We start from the raw sequence: 25,087 nt of genomic DNA on the forward strand, positions 1-25,087 counted from the left end.
CACCGATGCCGAGGTGAAATATATCATCCGGTATGTGCGTGAGCTGCAGAAGGAAAACGGCATTTTCTGATGGGGCATGGGCTGCAAGAATTAGTGAGGCTTGTTCTGTGTGCGGCTGTCGCCATCTCGCTGCTTTTTCTCGGATTTACGCCGACTGCAGGTGCCGCCGGGGTTGACGATCCGATAGACCAGGTGGTGGGGGAAACGCACCATTCCCAACTGCATGGGGAACGTGGCCGGACCGGCGACGCGCCCTTTGCGTCGGGCCACTGTCATCCCGGTCTGGACTGCTATCTTGTCGCGGTCATGACTGATGGGGCTGTACTGATCGCCCGACCCGAGCATGCGACGCGGGAGCCGGGCTTCATCGATCTCGCACTTTTGGGGGGCGAACCTTCCTTCGATCCGCCTCCACCGCGTCGGGTTTCCAGGGACACAATCAATCCAATCGGGAACCCAATACGAGATACGAAGGACAAGATATGAAAACGAACAGAATTGCCGGGGGCGCCTGTGTGCTCCTTTTCTCCGCGACGGCCACATTTGCCAGCCCCGGGCACGGGAATGGTCCGGCCATCGGCCAACCCGGAAACGTGGACCAAGTCGATCGCGTGATCGAAGTCGGCATGGACGAGATGAAGTTCACCCCGGCCCGCATTGAGGTGAAAGAGGGCGAGACCATCAAGTTCATTATCAGAAATGAGGGCCGTGCCGTACACGAATTCAATCTCGGCACCGCGCAGACCTGGAAGGAACATGCCGGTGAAATGCAGATGATGATGAAAAAGGGCATGATCAAGCCGCGCCAGATCCGGCACGAGATGATGGAAGAGGCTGGCATGATGCATGACGACCCCAACAGTGCGCTTCTCGAGCCGGGGCAATCCGCCGAGGTGATCTGGACCTTTTCGGATGCGGCGCAGATGGGCTTCGCCTGCAACGTTCCGGGGCATCGCCAGGCGGGAATGGTTGGCGAAGTCATCTTTGAATAGCGCGAATCCCGATCGGCGCCTTTGCCGATGTTCGGCGCGACATGAAGCAGGAGGGAAGGGCGCAACGGGCGCCCTTCCCGGTGCATGAAAGGGAAAATGCAATGACAACACGACGGGGATTTCTTTTAGGCGCGACCGGCGCTCTTGCGATGGCCGGGCTTCCCGGGGGGGCGCGCAGCTGATGCTCCCCCACTGAGTTGGTCCACCGTCATGTTTAGGAAAACGGAGGATCAGAAATGGCGAACAAGCGTCACAAACCCGAAGAAATTGTCACTAAGTTGCGGCAGGTTGAGGTTCTTGTCGGGCAAGGGATGGCACGCGTGGACGCGATCCGGGAGGTTCGCACAACCGAGCAAACCTATTACCGCTGGCGCAAGCAGTATGGCGGCATGGGAACCGACCAGTTGAAGAAACTCAAGCGGCTTCAGAAAGAGCACGACCGGCTGAGAAAAGCCGTGTCGGATCTGACCTTGGATAAGCAGATCCTGACGGAGGCAGCCAAGGGAGTGAGGGCCGTTTCGGAAACGGTCCAGTGGACCGTTTCAGGCCGGAACGGGCGGAGCCCCTGAATCACGCCACCCCGCGGAAATCAATGGGTCCTAACCCTAACAAAGTAGTCGCCAGCCATGACGAACGATTTCGGCTGCGGCCGCGGCCCTGTTAGTGGCTCCCAGCTTGGTCAGCATTGCTTCGACGTGCGCATTGGCGGTTCTGAGCGTTATGCCAAGATTGTGCGCCACATCGACGCTCCGCTTCCCCTCGGCCACCAGTCGGGCGACTTCGAGTTCGCGCAAGGTGAGTGGAGGCGTTGCATGTCCCAGATCGCAAAGGATGAGATGATTGCCATGCCCCCCGAAATAGGGCGCGCCTGTGCTCCACACTCGGACTGAGCGTAGCCCATCCTTGCCGCGGACCAGCCAGTTGGAAGCGCCCGCAGAAGCGCCCGCTCCGGCCCGGACCCAAGCTTTTTCTGCGATCCCGTCCTGTTTCAACCATACCCCGTCTGCGCCATGGAGCGTCAAAACCGTGCCGGAGGAATCTATAGCAAACACTGATTTGATGTCGCTTTCGTCCTGGGAAACGATATTGCGAAAGGAAATCGGGTCCAGCAGGTTCGCCACGGCAGTTGATGCATTATCAAGAAAACCCCGGACATCTTCATCTATGCTGCCGGCTTCCACGAAAGACAAATTTTGAAATCCGACCAGCCTGCCGGAAGAATTCACCAGCGGTGTTGTCACGCAGTCACGGTACCCCTCTTCGTGGATACAACAACTGAGCACGTTGAGCCCCGGCTCCTCATCCCACTGCACATCATTGAAACGTAGAGAACGCGCGCGGGAAAACAAGCGAAGTGCAGAGAGATCCCTCTGGTAGGATTTCGATTCCAGATGGGCCAGCATTCGGCGGCTGTATCCGGCAGAAAATCGCGACTTGAGGCTGCTGTCATGCGACACCACCAGAAAATTGGCGGCCGCGACGGGGACTTCGCGTTCCAAGCTGGATAGGATTTCGTTTACCTGAGCGTCGCGCGGCAGCGAAGACGATGCAATTGCGGCAATCTCGCCAAGTGTTTTCTGAAAGTTTCGAGCAAGGGAAGTCATTTTTCAAGGTTGGCGTCGTCACGCTGAGTGTCAAGGTCGGAAACACGGCTTCCTCATCGCGACAGACTGCCTATCGCGAAATCAATCCACTGACAGGTCGGGATCTGTTGCTTCAGAAAGCCAATTTACAAGCTGTTCCAGGGGCGCGCGCGGAGTAACCGATTTCGGCCAAACCAGATAATAGCGGTGGGGCAACTCCATCGGTTCCTTAAAGGCCCTGACCAATCTGTCGTCCTTCACCGCATCCTTCGCGAAAAATTCCGGCAGCAACGCCACGCCGAATCCAAGCGCCGCCGCTTCAGCCATTGTGGCGAACTGATCGAAAAGCATCCCGTGCAGCTTCTCCGCCGGGCAGGCATGATGTTCGAACCAGTCCTCCCACGCGCCGGGTCGAGATTCGAGGTGCAAAAGGGGCATCCTGATTAACTGCTGAGCCGAGACAGGTGGTTTCGCGACCAAATCAGGCGAACATATCGGAACGACCCGTTCGCGCGCCAGTTCCAGATACTCAACCCCCTGCCAGTCGCGGCGCCCAAAGTGAATCGCTGCATCAAACTGTTCGCGATTGAAGTCGAACGGAGCCAGCCGCGTTCCCAGATTAACAGTTACCTCGGTGTGTTGCTGCGAAAACTGCCGCAGTTTCGGGGCGAGCCAATATGTCCCGAATGTCGGGAGAGTGGCGAGCGACAGGCTGCCTCCCGACGGATTGGCCTTGATCTTCAACGATGCGCGGGCAAGGCTTTCCAGGCAATCCCGAACGGAATTCGCGTAATCGATCCCCGACGGGGTTAAGGCCAATCCCTGGCCCCGGCGCTCGAACAGAGCGATGCCGAGCTGTTCTTCCAAAACCTTTAATTGGCGGCTGACTGCGGAATGGGTCAACGCGAGTTCGTTGGCTGCTGCAGTTGCTGTGCCCAGGCGCGCAACCGCTTCGAGCGCCAGCAGTGAACTAATCGAGGGCAGGAAGCGGCGTGGAGCGATCATGTGAGTTTTTCTCCAATGCTTGTGAGAACAAGTCGTTTTTAATATGGAATACAGCAGTGATAGTGTGGCGAAAAGAGAAATTCATGCCTGAATTGCGGAAGGGCCACAACTATCATGAATGCATCAACAGACTTCCGGCGCGCAGAACGTATTGCGACGGTAGAGATATCCGAAATCGTTCGGCTTTCGGAACGGGCTGCGGACATGCGCGTTGCGGGTCGCGACGTGATCGCGCTTTCGACCGGCGAGCCGGACTTCCCAACTCCAGCACCAGTCGTCGAGGCCGCGCACGCGGCAGCGCTGGCTGGCAAAACCCGTTACACCGCCACCGCAGGGACGGCGGAGCTGCGCGATGCGGTTGCAGCCAGGCCTGGCGTGACGCGTGCAGAAGTTCTGATTTCGACGGGGGCGAAACAGGTTTTGGCCAATGCCATGCTCGCGACGCTCGACCCTGGTGACGAGGTTCTTGTACCGGCGCCGTATTGGTCGTCTTACACGGAAATCGTTACAATGGCAGGCGGCCGGGCGGTGGTGATAACATGTCCGATGTCGGCGGATTTCAAGCTTTCACCAGAAGCATTGGAGGCGGCGATCACTCCGAAAACCCGCTGGTTGATGCTAAACTCACCGTCTAATCCGACAGGCGTCGTCTATACCGCGGATGAACTCCGGGCGTTGGCCGATGTTCTTGCGCGTCACCCGAATGTCTGGATCATTGCAGACGAGATTTACGAACACCTGAACTATGTCCCGGTGATGTCGTTCCGGGATGCCGCGCCAGAACTGGAACAACGCACCCTGATCGTGAACGGGGTATCCAAGGCTTGGTCGATGACCGGGTGGCGCATCGGCTGGGGCATCGGACCGAAAGCACTAATCGCTGCAATGACGGCCGTTCAGGGGCAGGTGACATCGGGCGCGTGCTCGGTGTCGCAGGCCGCGGGACTGGCCGCCCTGACCGGCGACAACGAACACCTGAAGCCACGCTGCGCGGCCTTTCGTGCGAGACGAGACAAGTTGGTCGCCGGTCTCAATGCCATCGACGGTATCCAATGCCCGAACCCGGACGGTGCATTCTACGTTTTCCCGTCGATTACCCGACTGATCGAACGGGGCGGTTTCGCATCGGACGCAGCCTTTTGTACATGGCTGCTCGACGAAGTCGGAGTGGCCATCGTGCCGGGTCGGGCATTCGGCTTGGAAGGGCATGCGCGGATTTCCTTCGCCTATGCAGACGGCGAACTGGACGAGGGCCTCGCACGGATTGCCGATGCCGCCGGTCGGCTTGGCTGAACCGGACCCAAGAATACTCACACCTGAAGTCAAAACAACCGGGGCGCTTCAGCGCTCCTTATGAAAGATTTGGAGAAACGTTCATGACACACATCGACGTAGCGAAAGCGGCTGGGCTGAGCGAAACCGACCTGACCGGCGGTTCACTGGCCGTTCACTCACCGATCGACGGCGCAGAGGTCGCCCGCATCAAGGCAACAGATCCGGCAGAGATGCCTGCAATCATCGCCCGCTCGCAATCGGCGTTCAAAACCTGGCGGAATCTGCCTGCGCCGCGACGCGGGGAACTTGTGCGTTTGATCGGCGAAGAATTGCGCGCCGCGAAAGAAGAGCTCGGCGCGCTTGTCACGCTGGAAGCTGGTAAGATCCGGTCCGAGGGCCTGGGTGAAGTTCAGGAAATGATCGACATTTGTGATTTCGCAGTCGGCCTATCGCGGCAGCTCTATGGCCTAACAATTGCTTCGGAACGTGCTGGCCACAAGATGTCGGAAACTTGGCATCCGATGGGCCCTTGCGGTGTTATTTCCGCCTTCAACTTTCCTGTCGCTGTCTGGTCGTGGAACGCGGCGCTTGCTCTGGTCTGCGGCAATCCGGTGATTTGGAAACCCTCGGAGAAAACCCCGCTGACCGCCATGGCGACGATGAAAATCGTAGAGCGCGCACTGGCCCGCTTCGGCGATGATGCGCCCGATGGCTTGCTGCAGTTGATCATTGGCGGTGCCGAGATCGGCGAGGCGCTGGCAATTTCGAAAGACGTGCCCATCCTTTCGGCGACCGGATCGACCCGCATGGGCAGCATCGTCGGCCCCGCGGTCATGTCCCGCTGGGGTCGGCCGATTCTGGAATTGGGAGGGAACAACGCGATGGTCGTGGCACCGTCGGCGGATATCGACATGGCGGTGCGGGCCATCATCTTTTCGGCTGTCGGCACTGCGGGGCAGCGCTGCACCTCTCTGCGGCGCCTGATCGTTCACAAGTCGGTCAAGGACGGACTGGTGGATCGGCTCGTCAAGGCGTATGCATCACTTCCAATCGGCGATCCGCGCGAGGCGGGCACGCTTGTAGGGCCCCTTGTCGATGCAGCGTCGCGCGATGCAATGCTGCGCGCACTCGAGGTCGCAAAATCCGAAGGCGGGACGGTGTTCGGCGGCACAGCCGTGACCGAGGGCGTCCCCAAGGGGGGGGCCTATGTCGTTCCGGCGATTGCGCTCATGCCCGCCCAGACAGACATTGTTAAGGCTGAAACCTTCGCGCCTATCCTCTACGTGATGGAATACGAGGCGCTTGAGGACGCAATCGCGCTGCAGAACAATGTACCTCAGGGTTTGTCCTCTTGCATCTTCACGCTGAACATGCGCGAAGCCGAGACGTTCCTGTCCGCCCAAGGGTCGGATTGCGGGATCGCCAATGTTAATATCGGGCCATCCGGCGCCGAGATCGGTGGCGCTTTTGGCGGCGAGAAACAGACCGGGGGCGGGCGCGAAAGCGGATCCGACGCATGGAAGGGCTATATGCGTCGCCAGACAAGCACCGTGAACTACTCCGCAGAATTGCCCTTGGCACAGGGGGTTAAGTTTGACCTCTGATCTTCGAGAGAACCTTTGGCCGGTGACCTGCTCCGAAGATCCCGGAGCAGGTCCTCTCGACCGTGATTTGACTGTCGATCTGGCGGTGATCGGGGGCGGTTTCACGGGGGCTTCGGCCGCCCTTGAAGCCGCCACCCGCGGTGCCTCTGTCGCGGTGATCGAAGCCGCAGAGTTCGGCAGTGGTGGATCCGGCCGCAATGTCGGCCTTGTGAATGCCGGGCTTTGGCTGCCGCCAGATAAAGTTGTTTCCCAAATGGGTTCCGGTCCCGGTCACCGGCTTCTTTCCACTCTTGCAGCCGGTCCGGAACGGGTCTTTTCCCTTATCAGTTCCCATTCGATCGACTGTGATCCGGTGCAAAACGGCACCCTGCATTGCGCTCATTCGGCCCGAGGATTTCGCGAACTGCAAAGCCGGTACCGGCAAGGAGAAGCGATCGGTGCGCCGGTACAACTGCTGTCAGCCGAGGAAACCGCCCGACGCACGGGGGCGGCCGGGCTGCATGGGGCGTTGTTTGATCCCCGTGCAGGCACGATCCAGCCGCTGGCCTATTGCCGGGGTTTGGCACGCGCGGCCCGGCAGGCCGGTGCACATGTGTTTTCCGGAACGCGCGTGACCGGTCTGAGCCGGATCGGTGAGGTTTGGCAACTGGTGGCCGGGGCGCACAAGGTGCGTGCCAGATCCTTGCTTCTGGCGACCAATGCCTATCACGAGCACCTTGTCGGGCCATATGATCCACAATTTGTTCCGGTGAATTTTTCTCAATTCGCAACTCAACCTCTGCCCGAACACCTGCGCCGGCAAATCATGCCGGGTGGTGAGGGGTGTTGGGACACCGCACTGGTGATGAGTTCGTTTCGGACCGACAGGATCGGGCGACTGGTCTTCGGCGGCATCGGCAATCTGGAAGGGCCGGGAGGGGCGATCCACGCGAACTGGGCGTTGCGAAAACTCAAGCGCCTGTTCCCGCAACTGGCCGGGTTTCCACTGGATCATGCATGGCGTGGCAAAATCGCGATGACTGCTGATCATATTCCGAAAATCGTCGAGTTCGGCCCCTGCGCCTATGCCTGTTTCGGCTATTCCGGCCGCGGGATTGCGCCGGGAACGCTTTTCGGGGCCGCCGCCGCCCGGGCATTGTTGACCGGGACGTCCGAGGACCTTCCAATCGCGCCGATCCGGCATCACGCCGAGCGCTTCAAATCCATACGCGCCGCTTACTACGAACTTGGCGCCACGCTCACCCACGCCATCAAACCGATTCCGTCGATATAGGCGCGGCAGCTTTCTATCCCAGAGGACTAAAAACAATGTCTCAACAGATGCATTCCGACGATATTCGCACACTCTTTTCCCGCGCGATGTCAGAAATGTACCGAAAAGAAGTTCCGCAATACGGCGAGTTGATCGACCTTGTCCGAACCGTCAACGAAGCGGCGCTCCGGGACAACCCGGAACTCAGGGCCCGGCTAGAGGCCGCCGGAGAACTAAACCGTCTGGATGTGGAGCGCCACGGCGCGATCCGGCTTGGTACGGGGGAAGAGCTTTTCGACATTCGCCGGATGTTTGCCGTCATGGGCATGCACCCGGTCGGGTACTATGATCTGTCGGTCGCTGGTTTGCCGGTGCATTCCACCGCGTTTAGGCCGGTTGAGCTGACGGCGCTGAAGCGCAATCCGTTTCGGATATTCACGTCTCTGCTGCGGCTGGATCTTGTGAAAGACCGCCAACTGGCCCAGGAAGCGGAAGAGATTTTAGCGCAGCGCCAGATCATCACAGATCGGGCGTTGGAACTGATCGCTCGGGCAGAAGAAAACGGTGGTCTGACCAATCCGGAGGCGGAAGAATTCGTCGCCGAGGCCCTGGAAACCTTCCGCTGGCATTCCGAGGCGACCGTGAGTGCGGAAACCTATGCCCGTCTGCACGAAGCGCACCGGCTTATTGCGGATGTGGTAAGTTTCCGCGGACCGCATATCAACCACCTCACGCCCCGGACACTGGATATCGACGAGGTGCAGAAGAGTATGCCTGAACGCGGTATTGCGCCCAAGCTCATCATCGAAGGACCGCCGAGGCGCGCATCCGACATCCTGCTGCGGCAGACCTCGTTCAAGGCGCTAGAGGAGGCCATCCTCTTCAAGGGGGCTGACGCCGCCGGCACGCACACGGCGCGCTTCGGCGAAATCGAACAGCGGGGCGTGGCGCTGACCGCGAAGGGCCGGCAACTTTACGATGAAACTCTGCTGAGAGTGCGCCAAGATTCAGAGGCAGCAAACGACAGCGGGAACGCCGACGCGTATAACGCTGCTTTGTCGTCACGGTTTTCCGCTTTCCCGGACGGCTGGGAAAACCTGCGCCGCAGTGGATTGGCGTTTTTCAATTATCGCGCGAAAGAGAATGCCAGTTTCAAGGGACGATCGGCAAGTGTCGATGCTTTGCTGGATGCGGGGGTGTTGATAGCGGAACCTCAGACTTATGAAGATTTTTTACCGGTCTCCGCCGCAGGGATTTTCAGGTCGAACTTGGGTAGCGACGGTCAGTCCAACTATTCTGGAACCACCAATCAGTCGGCGTTCGAAGAAGCGTTGGGAGCTTCCGTGACGAATGAAATGGAGCTCTACACTCGTCGCGAGGCGGATTCGTTGCGAACAGCGCTCGAAAGCTTAGGACAAAGTCATCTTCTCATGCACGGACAGGCGGCGTAGTGGGTGAGATGGCGAACATCACGATCCCCGGGGATGCAATGGCGGTGTTCCGCGCGGTGCTCGAAAATGAGGGATACATTGGTGACGTGGCGCAGGATTATGCGACCCGTACGGTGTTCGCCACCGACAATTCCATCTATGAACGCCGACCTGCCGCCGTTCTGTACCCGCGCGAACCCGAGGATCTGAACCGGATCATGCGGGCGGCGCGGCACAGTGCGATACCTCTGGCCGCCCGCGGCGGCGGAACCGGCACGAACGGGCAATCTCTGACCGACGGCGTCGTCGTCGATTGCTCGCGCCACCTAAACCGGATCGAGCATATCGATCACGAGCGCCAGATCGCGGTCGTGCAGCCCGGCGTGATCCTGGACCAACTGAACCGGGCCGTCGATGAACACGGGTTGTTCTTTGCCCCAGCGGTTTCGACCGCCTCTCGCGCCACGCTGGGCGGCATGGCCGCGACAGATGCGTCCGGCAAGGGTTCCCGAGTGCATGGCCGCACGTCGGACCATGTATTGGCAATGGATGTCGTGCTCGCTGATGGAAGCGATTGGCATGCCGAGCCTCTTGATCCGCAATCTCTGGACAGCGTCTGCGACAGAAAGGACCTGCCGGGGGCCATTCACAGGGAGGTTCGTAGAATCCTGACAACAGAGGCGGACGAAATTACCCGGGTATTCCCGGTGATGAATCGCGGTCTGACGGGGTACAATCTGTACGAGGTCTTCGACGGGACGGGCCGGTTCTGCCTGACCAAGTTGCTTTCGGGGTCCGAGGGGACCTTGGCACTGACAAAACGGTTGACCGTTCGTCTGACCCGCAAAAGGGCCTTTCGCGCCTTGATGGCCGTAGCTTATGACGATGTTCTCATGGCTTTAGAGGATGTTAAACGCCTGGCTGCAGCCGAACCCGTGGCCATAGAGTTCATCGATGACAAGATCGTCGAACTAGCGCAGCAGGATCCCGTCTGGGCCGATATTGAAGCCGTGCTTTCGCATGATGAAGCACGTACCGTGCGGGGATTGAACTTCGTCGAGGTGCAGGCCGAAAGCCATGGCGCATTAGAACACGCGATCGCACTGCTTGCAGAACTCAGTGCGGATCGGCCCGCTTCGCTGGTCAGCGAAAAGATCGTGAAAAATCCGGCCGTGATCGCGCGGCTTTGGGAACTGAGAGCCAAATGCGTCGGGCTGCTGGGGCGGATGGACGCTTCGCGTCAGGGCACCCCTTTTGTCGAGGACGCAGCTGTTCCGCCCGACAATCTACCTGCCTTCGTTGCCCAGCTGCGCACGATCCTGGACCGGCACGGCTTGGCATATGGAATGTTTGGCCATGCAGATGTCGGCTGTATCCACGTGCGCCCGGCTCTCGACATGCGCAGGCCTCTGGACGCGGCGAAGATTCGGCCGGTTTCCGATGCGGTGGCGCGGCTTGCACAAGAGTACGGTGGGCTGATCTGGGGGGAACATGGCAAGGGCGTGAGAAGCGAATACGTCCCCCAAGTGTTTGGCCCGCGTCTGTACAAGGCGCTTTGCGGTATCAAGGCTGTTTTCGATCCGCAAAACCTGCTCAATCCCGGCAAGATCGCGGCCCAGCGGCCGGATCAAAAGCTGCTATCCATCGATGCGGTTCCTTTTCGCGGTCCCCTTGATGCCGTCATCAAGGAAGCGCAGATTGCCGGATTCGAAAAGTCGGTGTCGTGCAATGGCAATGGCCAATGCTTCAATTCCGATTTCAACGATCCGATGTGCCCGTCCTACAAGGTCAGCGGCGACCGGCGCCTGTCACCGAAAGGGCGGGCAGCCTTGCTGCGCGAGTGGCTGCGACTTCGATCGGATCGCGCGTCTGGCGGGGATGTCGCAGCCGGTAACGAGGAGCTGCTCCCCGATGTGGAACGGCAGCTGCACGACAGTCTGGATAAATGCCTTGGATGCAAGGCCTGCTCTTCGCAATGCCCGGTCAAGGTGGACATACCGGAAATGCGGTCGCGGTTCTATGAGGATTTCTATCGGCGGCACCGGCGCCCGCTCCGGCATTATTTGTTGGCCGTGATGGAAGCATGCGCGCCCGCATTGAGGATGTTCCCTTCCCTGAGCAACCTCGCATTGCGGTGTGCCGCCGGCCCGCTGCGCTCCGCTGGGCTCGTCGATCTGCCGCGGGTCCATCCTGCCAATGGTCGGCGACGCCGCCCCACACGAAGACAGAAGTCTGCCGCTGCCGTCGTTCTGATCGAAGACAGTTTCACAGGCACGTTCGATGGCCTGGTGATCGAAGCCGCAGAGCTGCTCCTGCAAAAGCTCGGTTACGAAGTGTTTCGCACCCATCCGCAACCCAATGGCAAAGCACTGCATGTGTTGGGAATGCGCAAAGCCTTTGCCCGCGCCGCGAACAAGGCGATTGCCCGGAACCGTTTGCTCGCAAGAACCGGATTGCCGCTGATCGTCCTTGAGCCGTCGGTACTGTCGCTCTGGCGTGACGAATACCGTGCCTTCGGCGCCAAGGCGGGAAGCGTTTTGTCGCTGGATATGTTCCTGTCCGAGGAGGTCGCGAAAGGACGTCTTCCCGGCCGCCAGTATCCTTCGCTAAACGCGCCCTTTACGCTGTTCGCCCACTGCACGGAAAAAACGTCGGACACTCGCGTCGCGGCTCGTTGGCAGACTATTTTCCGACATTTCGGCCTTACTGTTGAGACGCCGCCGACAGGATGCTGCGGGATGGCGGGAAGCTTCGGGCACGAGGCGGCAAATCACGCTGTTTCGCGGCGGCTCTACGATCTGTCCTGGCGCGGAAAAGTGGAAACGGCGCGCGACCGTGCTCTGGCAACCGGGTTCTCCTGCCGGTGTCAGGCGGAACGCTTCTCGGGGCTGCGCCCGCGTCATCCCGTCGAATTGCTTGCGGAGACGGTCTAGCTGAAAAAGCTCGCGGTGAACTCTGGATGCGGAGTCAGACTTCAACACCAAACTACCGCCGTGGATCTGAAGAGATGAAAGGCCCACATTGGAATGCCCCTCTTACTGTCTCAGTCGAGAACAGATCGCGGCGCATCCCGCAAGGGCGGATCGCTGCGGCTGTGACGGCGACCTTTCAGATACGTTTGGAATACGGCTTTTTACCCTTGTGCATCGCCCACGAGAAATTGGCCCGGGTGAGGTCTCTTGATCAGCACCCGAAAGGAAACCGAACCGGCTCATACGCGGGCGGCGGCGTCGCGAGAACAGGTCAAGCCCGACATGGCACTGCGGTCTATTGGCATTTCTCCCAATAGCTCTGGTCCTGCGGCGCTCATAGTGTCGAGCTACATAGCAGAACAGGGAGGAAATCATGAACCTTGAGGAATACGCGACCCACGACGCCATTGGGTTGGGGGAACTCGTCGCGAAAGGGGACGTCAGTTCAGACGAACTCGTCGCGCTGGCAAGGGAGGGCATCGAAAAGACCAATCCAGCGCTGAATTTTCTGGTCCGGGAACTGGAAGAGCCAGTCACGGGCGAGGCCTCCGGCGCGATGGGCGGTGTGCCCTTCTTGGTCAAGGACATGCTGATCCAGGCTGCTGGAATTCCACAGACCATGGGATCTCGCGCCCTGGCCGGCGACATATTTTCCGCACCGCATAGCTCGGAACTCTTCAAACGGTTTCAAAAGGCCGGGCTGACAACGATTGGCCGCACCGCGACACCTGAATTCGCCTTCAATGGCACCACCGAACCAGTTGCGAACGGGCCAACTCGTAACCCGTGGAATACCTCGGTCAGTTCGGGTGGATCAAGTGGCGGATCGGCTGCCGCCGTGGCCGCTGGTGTCGTCCCGCTGGCGCATGGAAATGACGGGGGTGGATCGCTTCGCATCCCGGCCGCGGCCTGCGGACTGGTTGGCTTGAAACCCAGCCGGGGCCGCACGCCGTTGGGGCCGGATTATCAACTCCCCCTGATGGGCATGGTCAGCGAATTCGCAATGACCCGAACGACCCGGGATTCCGCAATGCTTCTCGATCTCGTCAACGGTCCGGAGGCCAATTCGTTCGTTCCGCTTGCCAAGCCCGAAACGCCTTACAGTGAAAGCATCAAACGTCCAATGGCAGGATTAAGGATCGCGATCGCTCCGATGGGGTTCAAAGGCGAGAAACCCACGCAAAAAAGCCTATCGGACGAGGTGCGCCGCGTCGGCACGTTGCTGTCCTCGATGGGCCACAACGTCACCGATATCAGCCATATTCCCTTCGAACCGGAACAATTTCACACCGCGAACTATCGTTTCTGGATGTCGTTCCTTGCGCGTGGTGTCTACGGTCTCGCGCAAGCCCTAGGTGTTGAACCCAGCACCGACCTGTTTGAAACCTGCACGCTCAGAGGCGCGGAGGCCGGCCTCAAGGTGACCGCCCCGATGATCGAGGAAGGCATTCAGATCATGTCGGGCATCTGCCAGCAGATGGGAACTTTCTTCTCGGACTACGATGCAGTTGTTCTCCCCCCTTATGCAAACCTCGCACTTCCATTGGGAGATTCAAACCAGAACCACCCCGACTGGACAATTGAGCAGTATTACGAAGAACTGTTCGCGCGGTTCAACTCGACCTCTCCCTTCAACATGACCGGCCAACCCGCGATCGCGGTCCCCACCGGCATGGTGGAAGGTGTCCCAGCGGGAGTGCAGATTGCCGCCCCCGTCGCTCGCGAGGACATTCTACTCAACCTCTCGGCACAGCTCGAAGAAGGGACGAACTGGACCAGCCGGCGCCCCGGCATCCACGTCGCCAACGGCTGAAAGAAAGGCTGATGAATAAGGGATCGGGCCTCTGCCGTAGCGCGCCCCTGACCGGGAGCCTGTAGCAGAGGCCGCCGTGCGGCATCGGTTCAATGCCGGGGCGATACCCATTACTTTTTTAAAAAAACGAAACTCACCCTACACATCTTGTCAATTGACTGGGCATCGGCTGAGTATCGGAATGAAGTCACACACCCAAGCTCAAACTTGGGTGCGTGATGCTGCGGTGGCATGCGTATTGATGCGATGGCGTCCGTAGTTTATTTCCCACGGTGGATTGCGCCAAACTCAACAGCGCCCTTACTCTTTTTGCCCGAATTGGCCCGGTCGTCGGATCTGGAACTTTCCAGATCATCGAGAATGGGACAATCAGGTCGGCTATCCCCTTTGCAGGCTCCGGCCAGATGTTCGAGAGATCTCGACATCGCCTCAAGCTCCTGGATCTTTCCCCGGAGAATATCGAGATGACGCAGGGCGAGCTTTTTCACGTCCGCGCTTTTGCGCGATGTGTCCGTCCACAGCCCGAGCAGTTCGCTGATGTCGCCGACCGAAAATCCCATATCCCGCGCGCGTCGCACAAATGACAATATATGGACGTCGTTGTCAGAATAATCGCGATAGCCCGCCGCCGTCCGTCCGACGGGAGGGATCAACGCCGTTTGCTCGTAATACCGGATCATCTTGGCCGATACGCCAGATTTCCTCGCGGCTTCTCCAATGTTCATCTGCACCTCGTCACTTGCTGGGATTTTACGATGGTTTCGGTCTCTGGTGTGAAAAAGATGTCGGCGTAGATGTGTTCCCGAGCCAAGTTCGCCCCCGTAAGCTCGGAAAAGGCCGCTTCGATCATGGCCGGCGGCCCCGCAGCGTAAGCCGTCCATCCCGCGAGGTCGCTGAAATCCTGCTTAACGGCATCGGTGACCAACCCGGTTCTGCAGGAAGCCTCCTGCAACTCCCCGGACAGCACGGGGGTGAATGTGAGGTTGGCATGACGGCGCTGCAAGTTGCGGAAGTGATCTAGCAAATACAAATCCCTGGTTTCTCGTCCCCCGAAATAGACATGGATCGGCTGTTTCATGCCAAGGTTCAGGGCCGAGTCGACAATCGATTTGACCGGAGCCAAGCCCGAGCCGCCGGCGATGGCAATAATCGGTCCGGTGCGTTCGGTTCGCAGATGGGCCGAGCCGAACGGCCCCTTCAAGCGCAGTTTGTCACCGATGGCGAGTGTTTGATGCACCGTTTCGGAAAAGTCGCCTCCGGGAACGCGCCGAATATGGAACTCCGGTTCCGACGTGCCTGGCATGTTGGCCAGGGAATAATCTCGGGTCGTTCCATCCTGCAGGGTCAGCTGCACGTATTGACCAGGCAGGAATTGCAGTGTTGCGTCTTCGAGACCGAGACGCAACAGCTTGATATCATGCGTGAGATCCGACAAGGCCGTGACCTGCGCGTCAAGAGTCCTGACGGGATGTTTCGGGCGGAGCCGATCCGCGTGCAGCGGTGCGAGGGAAAGGTCGCGTGTCGGGGTGGCCATGCAGGGCAGGATCAAGCCTTCCGATTTTTCGGCGTCGGTTAGGGCGCTGCGTTCGTGATCGCGATGCAGGACCTCGCCTTCGATCAGCCGCGATTTGCACAGACCGCATTGCCCGATCTTGCAACCGTGGGGAAAGCTGACGTCCTGATCGAACGCGGCTTCGAGGATTGTTTGCTCCTCGCTGACGCGGAGTGCAAGTCCGTCAGGGCGGACGATAACCTCGTGACGGGGGTCTGAATTAGAGAATCTTTTCAGCATAGCTGGTGTTTCCGTTTTAAGGTTTCCGGCGCTCGGGGCGGGCCGGTTTCCGGGCAGAAGGCCCCTGGTTCCGTTGGGAATATGGAGTGCCCGGGCCGCAAACAGCCCGGGCGTCTGGTTCATGCCACGGCGCTTTGTGCTGCTGGCGCGCTCCTCTGGATGCCGGGGGTCGTTTCCATCGGCATCGAAAACCGCTTGAGCCGAAGCGCGTTGCCTAGGACAAACACGCTGGAAAGCGCCATCGCACCCGCAGCGAATACCGGCGACAACAGAATATTGAAGGCTAGGTAAAGTGCGCCCGCCGCGACAGGGATCAGGGCCGAGTTGTATGCGAAGGCCCAGAACAGGTTTTGACGGATGTTACGGATGGTCTCTTGACTCAGCGCGATCGCGTTGGGGATGCCTTTCAGGCTGCCTGACATCAGCACCACGTCCGCAGCTTCGATGGCGACATCCGTGCCTGTACCGATCGCCAGACCGACGTCAGCCTCGGCCAGTGCCGGTGCGTCGTTGATACCGTCGCCGACGTAAGCTAGCCGCCCAAGAGCCTTCAGGCGCTTCACGGCGTTGACCTTGCCGTCAGGCAGAACTTCGGCCACCACTTCGTCGATGCCCAGCCGGCGCGCGATAGCTTTGGCCGTACGCTGGTTGTCACCCGTGATCATCGCGACCTTGAGACCGAGATCATGCAGGGCCCGGATGGCTTCCGGCGTTGTGTCTTTGATCGGGTCCGCCACCGCGATGATGGCAGCCAGGCGGTTCCCCACCGCGGCATAGAGCGGTGTCTTGCCTTCATCGGCCAAACGCGACGCCGTGTTGGCGAAGACTGAAACGTCCAGCCCCAATTTTTCCATGAACCGGTCGGCCCCAACTTGAACCTTGTTGTTTGATACCACGGCTTCCACGCCATAGCCGGTCACCGAGGTGAAGTTGCTGACGTCCGGGATGTTCAACCCCTCGGATGCCGCCGCCTCAGTGATGGCCCGGGCGATAGGGTGTTCGGAAAGCGCTTCCACGGCGGCAACTTTCTTCAGAACATCGGTCCGTTCGAAATCGGTCGCCAAGTCGAAATCCGTCAGCGCAGGTTTGCCCTCAGTCAAAGTACCAGTCTTGTCGAGAGCGACCACGCGGGTTTCCTTCAGCAGTTGAAGCGCTTCCCCCTTGCGGAACAAAACGCCCATTTCCGCGCCTCGTCCGGTACCGACCATGATCGAAGTTGGAGTGGCAAGGCCCATCGCGCAGGGGCAGGCAATGATCAGAACGGCAACCGCGTTTACAAGACCGAAGGTCAGGGCCGGGTCGGGCCCCCAGATCATCCAAGCTCCAAAGGTAAGGGCTGCCAGCGTCATTACCACGGGAACGAACCACATGGTTACGCGGTCCACGATCGCCTGGATCGGGAGCTTTGATCCCTGGGCGTCCTCGACCATGCGGATGATCTGCGACAGCATCGTATCACCGCCCACAGCCGTAGCGCTGAAGGCAAGCGCTCCGTTCTGGTTGACAGTGCCACCAACGACTTTCGCACCAGCGGATTTCGCAACTGGGACCGGTTCGCCGGTGATCATCGATTCATCGATGTAGCTTTCGCCCTCAATTACCTCGCCATCGACCGACACTCTCTCGCCAGGGCGCACTTCCACGATGTCACCCGGAACAACATCCGCAACGGAAATTTCTTCGGTGGTTCCATTGCGGCGCACTCGTGCGGTCTTGGCCTGAAGTCCGACAAGGCGTTTGATCGCTTCCGATGTGCGCCCTTTGGCCCGGGCTTCCAGATAACGCCCAAGCAGGATGAGCGTCACGATCACCGCGGCGGCTTCGTAATATACGTTGACGGTTCCGGCCGGCAGCAGCTGAGGTGTGAACGTCGCGACTAGCGAGAAGGTGTAAGCGGCCAGAGTACCAACGGCGACAAGGCTGTTCATGTCCGGTGCGCCGCGAAACAGCGCGGGCAAACCCTTGGTGTAGAACCGCAGCCCCGGCACCAACAGGACTATGGAGGTCAAGAGAAACTGCAGCCCCCAACTCGCCTGCAGGCCGATTGTTGCCATGACGAGTTCATGCATGCCGGGCACGACATGCGAGCCCATTTCAAGAACGAAAACCGGTAGGGACAGCGCAGCTGCGATCCTGAGATTCCTTTTCAGGTTCGCCTGCTCGGCCGTCTTGCGCGCCTCGGCCGCGCCGCTGTCTTTCCCACCATGATCCACGATGCGGGCGGCGTAACCGGCATCTGTCACGGCCGCGACGAGCCGGGAAGACTCTGCGGTCCCTTTGATCTTGGCGCGTTCCGTGGCCAGATTGACGGCAGCAAACGCGACGCCGGGCACTGTCTTCAATGCGCGCTCGACACGGCCGACGCAAGAGGCGCAGGTCATACCTTCGATTTCCAGTTCGATCGCCGAGGCCGGAACCGTGTATCCGGCAGCTTCGACCGCCTGTTCAAGATGCTGACGCGCATCAGGATTGTCGAGACGCACCTCGGCGCGTTCCGTTGCAAGGTTCACAGATGCCTCTGCAACACCCGAAACAGATTTCAAAGAACGTTCGACACGCCCTACACATGACGCGCATGTCATGCCCTCGATGGGAATCGTAACGGTTTCCAATCCCTCCGTAGAGGATTTCAATTGAACGTTCATTAACGTTTCCTTTCCTGTTCGAATCAATTTCGAGGAAAGGGATGCGGCTTCCAACGATTGGAAGGTCAAGTGATAATAAAAAATTATCTTACCCCTTGACCTTACAACGCTTGGAAGCCCCATGTCAGGCAGCATGAGCTAAAAAAGAAGGAGTTTCTCATGCAATTCGTCATAGAAAACATGACCTGTGGGGGGTGCGCATCCCGGGTTAGCAAGGCCATCCATTCGCTGGATGCCGCAGCCAAGATTGACGCTGACCCGGTCACACGCGTGGTGACTGTGAAGTCTCAGCTACCCCGTCAGAACCTTGAAGCAGCCCTGACATCAGCGGGCTATGCCCCTAACGAAGAGTCACCAACGCTAAGAAAGTGACCTAAATACGTGTGGAGGAGAGGTGGCGCGTTTGCCGCTTCTCCCAATCCTGCCCCGCTGGCCGGCTTTGCCTTCAGAATGGGTCCTGGGCTCCAGACTCATTGATTTTCACAGCCAGAAGATCACGGTGGCGGCGAGAGCGACCGCAGATAGGAAGACTTTCGGGCAGCGGTCGTATCGCGTGGCAACCCGTCGCCAGTCTTTCAGGCGTCCGAACATGATCTCGATGCGGTTGCGACGCTTGTAGCGGCGCTTGTCATATTTGACGGGCGCCTTGCGCGCTTTGCGGCCCGGAATGTGCGCTCTGATCCCCTTGTCTTTCAAGGCTTCACGCAACCAATTCGCGTTATATCCGCGATCTCCCAGGAGCCACTCGGCCTCCGGCAGGTCGTCCAGCAGCGCCGCCGCGCCGGTGTAATCGCTGACCTGACCTGCGGTAATGAAGAACCGGAGCGGGCGCCCGTTGGTGTCGGTGACAGCGTGGAGTTTGGTGTTCATGCCGCCTTTGGTCCGCCCGATCAGCCGTCCGCGCCCCCTTTTTTACCCCGCAGGCTGGAGGCCGTGCGGTGGGCTTTCAAATAGGTTGCGTCGATCATGATCGTCTTTTGATCCGCCGCCTCAGCGGTCAGTCCTTCAAAGTTCCGGACGAACACGCCCATCTCGCTCCAGCGCTTTCAGCGATTGTAGAGGATCTTCGGCGAGCCATATTCTTTCGGCGCATCGCACCAGCGCAAGCCATTGCGATTGATGAAGATAATACCGATCAGCACGCGCCGATCATCGACGCGTGGCTTGCCATGGCTCTTGGGAGAGAACGGCCGCAACCGCGCCATCTGATCGTCGGTCAGCCAGAATAGATTGCTTATCACGCTCCCTCATTTTGGGAGCTTGAATCACGCAGACGATCCAGCCTCAAGCAAATTAATGGGTCCTGAGCCTAACGAACCTGTTTATTCCAGCGAATGTCAAATTCCGGCGCCTTGTAGTACTCGAATCCGGCGAAGCCAGATTTGATCGGCTCAATGCGCTGCTCCGACACCCAGGCGCCGCCTGAAACCGAAATCGACTGTTCCGCTATATCTCCTGCGTCTCCGACGGTTCTTTGCCAATAGGCCAGGGCATCGTCGAACATGAAACTGACAACAGCGTCGGTGCCTGAATCGGTCTCAAGGAAGCCCAAACTCTCAAGGTTGCCCTGCTCGAGACAATCCTTGTCTGTCATGAACTGGTTCATGAGCGCAGACCGCAGGACGAACAACACGAGACCGCGCACATTTTCGCGTTCCAGATTCGTATGCTCAACCCCCTGACCGTCGCTTCCGACAAGAAGCGGAAACGCATTTCGAAAAAGCGTATCTGACAAGGCCGTTTTGCCAAAGACCGCATTGATCGCCTGAATGACATAGCGGGCAGGTGCGAAGGAGGTCAGCGTTCGGATTCCTTCGGCCCTGTTGAAGTCCTCGGGTGACATTATGTTCGAAGACGATCCTGTGATATAGTTGCTCCCAAGGTTCGTATCGAAGGCTATGGTTCGGAAACCGCTGGCCAATCCGCGCATTTGCGAGAGCGCATGTATATATTGACGCGCGTGCTGCCCGTGGCCAAGCCGGATCGACGTCTTGTTGAACACACTTCTCGGGCCATAAATATATCGACCTCTCGAATTTACTTTCGTCGCGGCGTGATAGAGAGCGAGCATGTTGCTCTCGGCGATTGCCGAGACGCGATCATGTGTCTTGTCGCTGAAAATATTGAAACGCAGTGTGTAGAACTGCCCCGAGAAGATTTTTTGTGCGAGATCCAACGTATCGGGCCAGGATGAGAGCTGTCCACCTCGTGCAGCGCCGGGCCGGAAATTCGAGAGCCTGTCGACAAAGTTGGCATAGGGCCCATTCTCTGCCAGCGCAGAGGCAACCGATCCATCGGCACACATCTGCCCCAAGACGCTGCGATTGTCGCTGCTGGCGCCTGACCCTTCGCCGACATGAATGCGCAACGTGAAGGTCTCTTTCCCGGCGGGTGCCTCGATTTCGTCCTTAAATTTTTCGAACACCTGAAAGAGCGTTTCGAAATCGACATGCGTCTCGCTCCCCAGAAAATCCACGCCGATGACGCGCTTCTGGAAATCAGTCTCATTTTTATTGAAGTCAGCAACAGCCTGGTTCAGGAAACTGTACAGCTCACCCGGATCAGACCCGATATTGTGATTGGTGTTATGATAGAGGATCTTGTTGTTCACACCCCAGGAATTCTCGTCACCGGGGGGGATGTTGAAGCGTTCGAAAATGGGGCCACGGTCTTTCCTGCTCATCGACAGCTGAGTGTGAGAGATCCCTTCATTCTCATAATATTTGTTTGTCTCATCAATCAGATAGGTTTGGCTGTACACATCGCCATCACCTGGATTGATGCGCAGGTCTTTCACCGAGTCTCGCGCGACATAGGCATCATCGAACGGCGTAAATTCATTGGCCGAGAGCATCAGGTTGTTGAAGTAATCGTAATACCGAAAGATAGATGCCTGCGGTTTCAGGAACTTGATGCTGTAAAAACGAGAGCCCAGATAAATCTTGCTGGTATTTGCAAGCTCGCCCATTGTCGCGCTCGGGTCATTGAGAACTTCCGTTATCTGTTCGGCCCCGAGGACGCTCAGAACACCCGACTTGATCAACCGCTCCAGCTCGGTCTCGAACCCGGTCTTCTCCGCCGGGCTTAAGCTGCTGAGCTTTTTCCCCATGATGTTTTTTTCGATCTTCTTGAGGGCAGTTTCAATTTTTGAAAGCGCGTCCTTGGCACTGTCATCGTTGGACCAGAATTCCGGCAGGATATCGCCCTGCGTCTTCTGAGCGATCAGATTCCATCCGATGAGTGCATTCTCGACAAAACACTCTCCCCGTACGTAGGAATTCACCTGGAACGACGTCGGTTCAGATGGCGGCAACGTGTCGCCGATCCATTTTGAAAACAGCTTGAACGCTTCCAGAAGTCCGAGGGCGAAGATACGGCGTTTTACGTCCAAGGACAGCAATGTTTCGTCGCAAGCCTTGTAGAACTGCCTGATTGCCTGTTCGATACTCGGCGCATAGATTGAGGCCCCGGGAACCGGATGAACGGGCAGGATTCCCCAAAAATGCGTATGAAAATCAAACGGGTAGTGCCGGATTTTTACATTTCCCACGGGGACCTCCATAATGGCTCATTCGTCGTGTGGCGAAAGTGGGTTTCGGGACGGGTGCCCCCGTCCCGAAATGTCTTGGTTTAGCGGCTGCTGGTGATCATTTGTGAAATCGCCAGCGCGTCGGATACGGTATCGACGCTGTAGATCTGCATCACGCCCTGGGTCGTCGCCGCCTGCGACAGGATGTTTTGCTGGTTCTGCGCATTCACAGAGTTTTCGTACATCATGCCGGTGGAATGGCTCGCTGTCTGATACAGCGACCCCATCGCCATGGCGGGGGCTTCGGCAACGACTTTGACGTTCGCCTGCGTCACCGCATCGGTGATCTGTTCTGCTACAAATGGCATTGAGAGTTCCTTTCTGTGGTTGGGTTGGCCGGCATCAATCTGCCGCAGGCGAGCAAGGCTGCCCCCCTGAGTTTCAAAGAGCCTTGCCGAGCTCTATGAAATTTCGAAAACGTTTCTTGTGTAGGCGTTTCATGTGCGGGCAATGAGACCGCCGCTTCAGAAGCGATGCCACACCAGTCGCTGTTTGAGCCTGCTGGATGCTCTGGGAATTCTGGACCTGGGCAACCGCGTTCTGCATCGCACGTCCGCTTGACTATGAGGACGACATTGCGCTCTGTCCTGCGGCCATGGATTGGGACTGACCAGCGATCGCAAGACCCGTTTCCGGTACCGTTGTTCTGCCGAAAACGTCTTCCATCTCATCCAATAGCTTTTTTTTTCATTGCTCTTCGGGGTCATCGGCCCCTCCTTCCGATTATTGCGTTGATCTTGTTGACCCGGTTTGCGATCCGCTCGTTGATGCCGCGCTCCAGTTCCTGCAATTTTTGCTGGGCCCCCATGCTGACGGCTTCGTTCGAAATCTGCTGGAGTTTTATCAACAAGGGATCAATCTGGTTCAGGACCTGTTGGGTCGCGAGACTGACAAGATATTTTTCGCGTTCGGTCAGTGGTTCAGGCGGTGCAGTGGGCGGGCTGCGCGGTTCCGGAGCCTCAGTCATCGGTGTCTCTGGCATCTGCGGCAGGTCTGTCTCGGGTACCTGCGCCTCAGATGGTGTTTGAGGCTCGGGCGACGCGGGCTCAGCAGCCTCCTGAGGCTCCGCTTCATTCACGGATTTCCCCTTGGAATCCTGGTTTTCGGTCGTCTTTTTGGGAGGGGAGCTCATTTCGAAAACATCCTGTTCTTCGTCTGCTTCCCGACGCTGTGCGCGCTCGCGGTTGGCGTGTATTCGCCCTTGGATGCCGCTGTGATATTTTGAATGATCAGCGGCAAATCGGTGGAGAGCTTCTCGGTAAAGAACGAGAGTTCGGCTTCTCCGTCGCTGCCTTGGGTTTTGGCAATCTCCGCAGAAGCCCATCCGATACCGGCCAACATGATTTGCATAAATCCGTTGGAAAAGGACTCGACGTCCATTGCGATCATACCGGCGGCCTGGTCCTGCATGCTCTTCACAACCTCGGCCGGGACGGAGCTGTCAGGCGTCGGCGCATCTTCTATCGGTGTGGTCAAATCGGTATCAGACATCTGTCACCTCAAATGATTTTGGTTTCCAGAAGGACGATCGCGCCTAAGATTCGCTGTTAATCTTGGCGACGGCCTGAGAGACGATGGCGGGGTTGAGCTGGTTCAGGTTCTGTTGGTTCGCTGTAGCATTGAGCATCGCGATGCCACTCGCATGGGCCAATGACTGGTAGAGCGTACCGACTGCGATACTTGGCGCGTCACCGACAACGCCTGTGTTTACAGTGCTCATAGCATCGACAATCTGAGCATTTACGACATCGTTGGACGCCATCTCGGTCACCCCGCTTGTTTGATCCGCCCATCTCAGAAGGACTCCCCTAAATTGTAAATGTGGACATTGTCGCACCAATTAGGTGTTGCAACTCAGTGTATTCTTTTCGCTCCATTACAAGGCGGCCCAACCGCGAAAGATCTGGAACGGGTTGGGAAGCGTCTCGCTCTTCGCTGCTTTGCTAGCTGCTGAGTTCGATTTTGCTGATCAAGTGAAAGCTAAGAAAGGTTTTGAAATGAATGGTCTTTTAGACTTCGTCAAACCGCCTTTTGAACGCGAATCCATTCGGTCACTTGCAATGGAGATCGAGGTGGATTTTGCATATGTATCGACGTATTTGAGTTGGTTTAGCGCTCAAATTCTGGCCGAACTCGGGGCCGAGGATGGATTGAATTGGTTGATGGAACACGGATCAATGCGCGTTTCGATCGGCGATCTCGAAGATGAATTCGAGAGCAAGAGGTTTCGGCGTCTCATCTATCAAAACGCGTCGCAGGGAGCTGTCGAAGTTCAATCCCTGACAGGCTTACAGGAAGGCGTTCGCCGGTACCTGATTTATCACTTGCTGCAGGAAGGAAAGCCACAACAAGAAATTGCGTCTACAGTCGGAACCAGTCTAAGGACGGTGCAACGGCACAATGCGGCACGGAACAGATTGTGAGAAGGACTCCAATTATTTATATCGTGTCGGTGGCCGGCGCCCAATTTCAGCAGGATTAGCGAGTACATTGCGCAATTCAGCCCCCGGGCACAATTTCTTACTTTAATCACTGTTTCCAATGGGTTAGATTTCGGTTTTGTCCAAAATACGCCAATGGCCTCCAAAAGTTGGACACTTTCGGTTTCTGGCTTGTGAAACTCTAATCCATTCCTCGCCCGCTCGGTCGGGCATTTTGGGCTGGCAGCGCGGGTGTCGCGGATGACTTCCTTCGAGGTCTTGTGACCGGTAATGGCCATGGTTTCATGCTCGCTGCTCCCTGTTCAGTCAGACAGGCTGTCCTGATCCGTGTTCATGATCTCGGGCGGGCCGAATCTGGTGATGGCCTTCCTCATGGTGGTCAGCCCCACCTGAGTGGTCCAGTTTGAGTGTTAGTGCATGACTGGCCTTGGTTCCATCGGGAAGATGGTTTCCGGGGCCGGAGGGCGGTAGCCCAAAGCACCGTGTGGTCGTTTCGTGTTGTAGTGATTCCTCCATTGCTCGATGAGGATCTCGGCTTCCCGTAGGCTGTAGAAGATGTCCCCGTTCAGCAGTTCATCGCGTAACCTGGTGACGTTGCCCCCTGAATTCAGGCCATCGCGGTGTTAGTGATCCGTCCAAGTAAAGGATGGACCATGAAACGCAGATTTAGCGACGAACAGATCATCGGGATGAT

At 58.1% G+C, this 25,087-nt stretch carries 19 protein-coding genes and 3 pseudogenes; 10 read left to right on the plus strand and 12 right to left on the minus strand.

The genetic code is table 11. The features are described 5' to 3' along the window. The first annotated feature begins 482 nt into the window (after window positions 1-482). Entirely contained in the window at window positions 483-992 is a 510-nt protein-coding gene (locus IT775_RS20100) for a cupredoxin domain-containing protein (RefSeq protein ID WP_212703037.1), read from the plus strand. A 236-nt stretch (window positions 993-1,228) separates the two neighbouring features. After that, window positions 1,229-1,498 (plus strand): annotated as a pseudogene (locus tag IT775_RS20105) (transposase); the annotation flags it as partial. 99 nt (window positions 1,499-1,597) lie between these two features. Here the strand turns inward: IT775_RS20105 and IT775_RS20110 are convergent. Together IT775_RS20110 and IT775_RS20115 are read right to left on the minus strand one after the other, a co-directional pair. Beyond that, window positions 1,598-2,596: a response regulator transcription factor gene (locus tag IT775_RS20110; RefSeq protein ID WP_212703038.1), complete on the minus strand. Its 999-nt coding sequence runs from the start codon at window positions 2,594-2,596 to the stop codon at window positions 1,598-1,600. A gap of 81 nt (window positions 2,597-2,677) precedes the next feature. Continuing rightward, the gene (locus tag IT775_RS20115; protein WP_212703039.1) at window positions 2,678-3,580 is read right to left on the minus strand and encodes a LysR substrate-binding domain-containing protein; all 903 of its coding nucleotides are present in this window, start codon (window positions 3,578-3,580) and stop codon (window positions 2,678-2,680) included. Between the two features lie 114 nt (window positions 3,581-3,694). Between IT775_RS20115 and IT775_RS20120 the strand changes: the two genes are divergently transcribed. The 6 genes from IT775_RS20120 (at window position 3,695) to IT775_RS20145 (ending at window position 13,926) form a co-directional block, all read left to right on the plus strand. After that, entirely contained in the window at window positions 3,695-4,873 is a 1,179-nt protein-coding gene (locus tag IT775_RS20120) for a pyridoxal phosphate-dependent aminotransferase (RefSeq protein ID WP_212703040.1), read from the plus strand. A gap of 83 nt (window positions 4,874-4,956) precedes the next feature. Beyond that, window positions 4,957-6,459: an L-piperidine-6-carboxylate dehydrogenase gene (amaB, locus tag IT775_RS20125; RefSeq protein WP_212703041.1), complete on the plus strand. Its 1,503-nt coding sequence runs from the start codon at window positions 4,957-4,959 to the stop codon at window positions 6,457-6,459. Then, on the plus strand, window positions 6,449-7,732 hold the full coding sequence (locus tag IT775_RS20130; protein WP_212703042.1) for an NAD(P)/FAD-dependent oxidoreductase: 1,284 nt from the start codon (window positions 6,449-6,451) through the stop codon (window positions 7,730-7,732). Before amaB ends, IT775_RS20130 begins: the two co-directional genes overlap by 11 nt. Window positions 7,733-7,767: 35 nt before the next feature. Next, window positions 7,768-9,162 (plus strand): 2-oxoadipate dioxygenase/decarboxylase HglS, encoded by a 1,395-nt coding sequence (hglS, locus tag IT775_RS20135; RefSeq protein ID WP_212703043.1) that lies wholly within the window; start codon window positions 7,768-7,770, stop codon window positions 9,160-9,162. 8 nt (window positions 9,163-9,170) lie between these two features. Then, the gene (locus tag IT775_RS20140) at window positions 9,171-12,074 is read left to right on the plus strand and encodes an FAD-binding and (Fe-S)-binding domain-containing protein (protein WP_212703044.1); all 2,904 of its coding nucleotides are present in this window, start codon (window positions 9,171-9,173) and stop codon (window positions 12,072-12,074) included. Between the two features lie 412 nt (window positions 12,075-12,486). Beyond that, window positions 12,487-13,926, plus strand: a complete 1,440-nt coding sequence (locus IT775_RS20145; RefSeq protein ID WP_212703045.1) for an amidase — start codon at window positions 12,487-12,489, stop codon at window positions 13,924-13,926. Between the two features lie 260 nt (window positions 13,927-14,186). On the opposite strand, the gene cueR is transcribed toward IT775_RS20145, so the two are convergent. The 3 genes from cueR to IT775_RS20160 all read right to left on the minus strand — a co-directional run bounded on the left by cueR (window position 14,187) and on the right by IT775_RS20160 (window position 18,363). Further along, entirely contained in the window at window positions 14,187-14,651 is a 465-nt protein-coding gene (cueR, locus tag IT775_RS20150; RefSeq protein ID WP_212703046.1) for a Cu(I)-responsive transcriptional regulator, read from the minus strand. After that, complete coding sequence (locus IT775_RS20155) at window positions 14,648-15,718, minus strand: 2Fe-2S iron-sulfur cluster-binding protein (RefSeq protein ID WP_212703047.1); 1,071 nt, start codon at window positions 15,716-15,718, stop codon at window positions 14,648-14,650. The genes cueR and IT775_RS20155 overlap by 4 nt, the downstream gene beginning before the upstream one ends. A 119-nt stretch (window positions 15,719-15,837) precedes the next feature. Further along, window positions 15,838-18,363 carry a heavy metal translocating P-type ATPase gene (locus IT775_RS20160; protein ID WP_212703048.1) on the minus strand — a complete coding sequence of 842 codons (2,526 nt, stop codon included), beginning with the start codon at window positions 18,361-18,363 and terminating at the stop codon, window positions 15,838-15,840. A gap of 180 nt (window positions 18,364-18,543) precedes the next feature. On the opposite strand from IT775_RS20160, the gene IT775_RS20165 reads away from it, so the two are divergent. Continuing rightward, entirely contained in the window at window positions 18,544-18,735 is a 192-nt protein-coding gene (locus tag IT775_RS20165) for a heavy-metal-associated domain-containing protein (protein WP_246525772.1), read from the plus strand. Between the two features lie 108 nt (window positions 18,736-18,843). On the opposite strand, the pseudogene IT775_RS20170 reads toward IT775_RS20165, so the two are convergent. The 6 genes and pseudogenes from IT775_RS20170 to IT775_RS20200 form a co-directional block, all read right to left on the minus strand. After that, window positions 18,844-19,601: pseudogene (locus IT775_RS20170) on the minus strand (IS5 family transposase). A 71-nt stretch (window positions 19,602-19,672) separates the two neighbouring features. Continuing rightward, entirely contained in the window at window positions 19,673-21,913 is a 2,241-nt protein-coding gene (locus IT775_RS20175) for a hypothetical protein (protein ID WP_212703050.1), read from the minus strand. Window positions 21,914-21,993: 80 nt separating this feature from the next. Then, window positions 21,994-22,260 (minus strand): RebB family R body protein, encoded by a 267-nt coding sequence (locus IT775_RS20180; protein WP_212703051.1) that lies wholly within the window; start codon window positions 22,258-22,260, stop codon window positions 21,994-21,996. A gap of 395 nt (window positions 22,261-22,655) precedes the next feature. After that, window positions 22,656-23,084, minus strand: coding sequence for a hypothetical protein (locus IT775_RS20190; RefSeq protein WP_212703053.1), 429 nt, complete (start codon window positions 23,082-23,084; stop codon window positions 22,656-22,658). Next, complete coding sequence (locus tag IT775_RS20195) at window positions 23,081-23,443, minus strand: hypothetical protein (protein ID WP_212703054.1); 363 nt, start codon at window positions 23,441-23,443, stop codon at window positions 23,081-23,083. Before IT775_RS20195 ends, IT775_RS20190 begins: the two co-directional genes overlap by 4 nt. 43 nt (window positions 23,444-23,486) lie before the next feature. Beyond that, window positions 23,487-23,714: a RebB family R body protein gene (locus tag IT775_RS20200; protein WP_212703055.1), complete on the minus strand. Its 228-nt coding sequence runs from the start codon at window positions 23,712-23,714 to the stop codon at window positions 23,487-23,489. Between the two features lie 82 nt (window positions 23,715-23,796). Between IT775_RS20200 and IT775_RS20205 the strand changes: the two genes are divergently transcribed. After that, complete coding sequence (locus tag IT775_RS20205) at window positions 23,797-24,375, plus strand: sigma-70 family RNA polymerase sigma factor (protein WP_212703056.1); 579 nt, start codon at window positions 23,797-23,799, stop codon at window positions 24,373-24,375. A 428-nt stretch (window positions 24,376-24,803) separates the two neighbouring features. Here the strand turns inward: IT775_RS20205 and IT775_RS20210 are convergent. Then, window positions 24,804-24,980: pseudogene (locus IT775_RS20210) on the minus strand (integrase core domain-containing protein); the annotation flags it as partial. Window positions 24,981-25,087 lie beyond the last annotated feature (107 nt).

Source organism: Thalassovita aquimarina (assembly GCF_018219815.1).
GTDB lineage: Bacteria > Pseudomonadota > Alphaproteobacteria > Rhodobacterales > Rhodobacteraceae > Thalassobius > Thalassobius aquimarinus.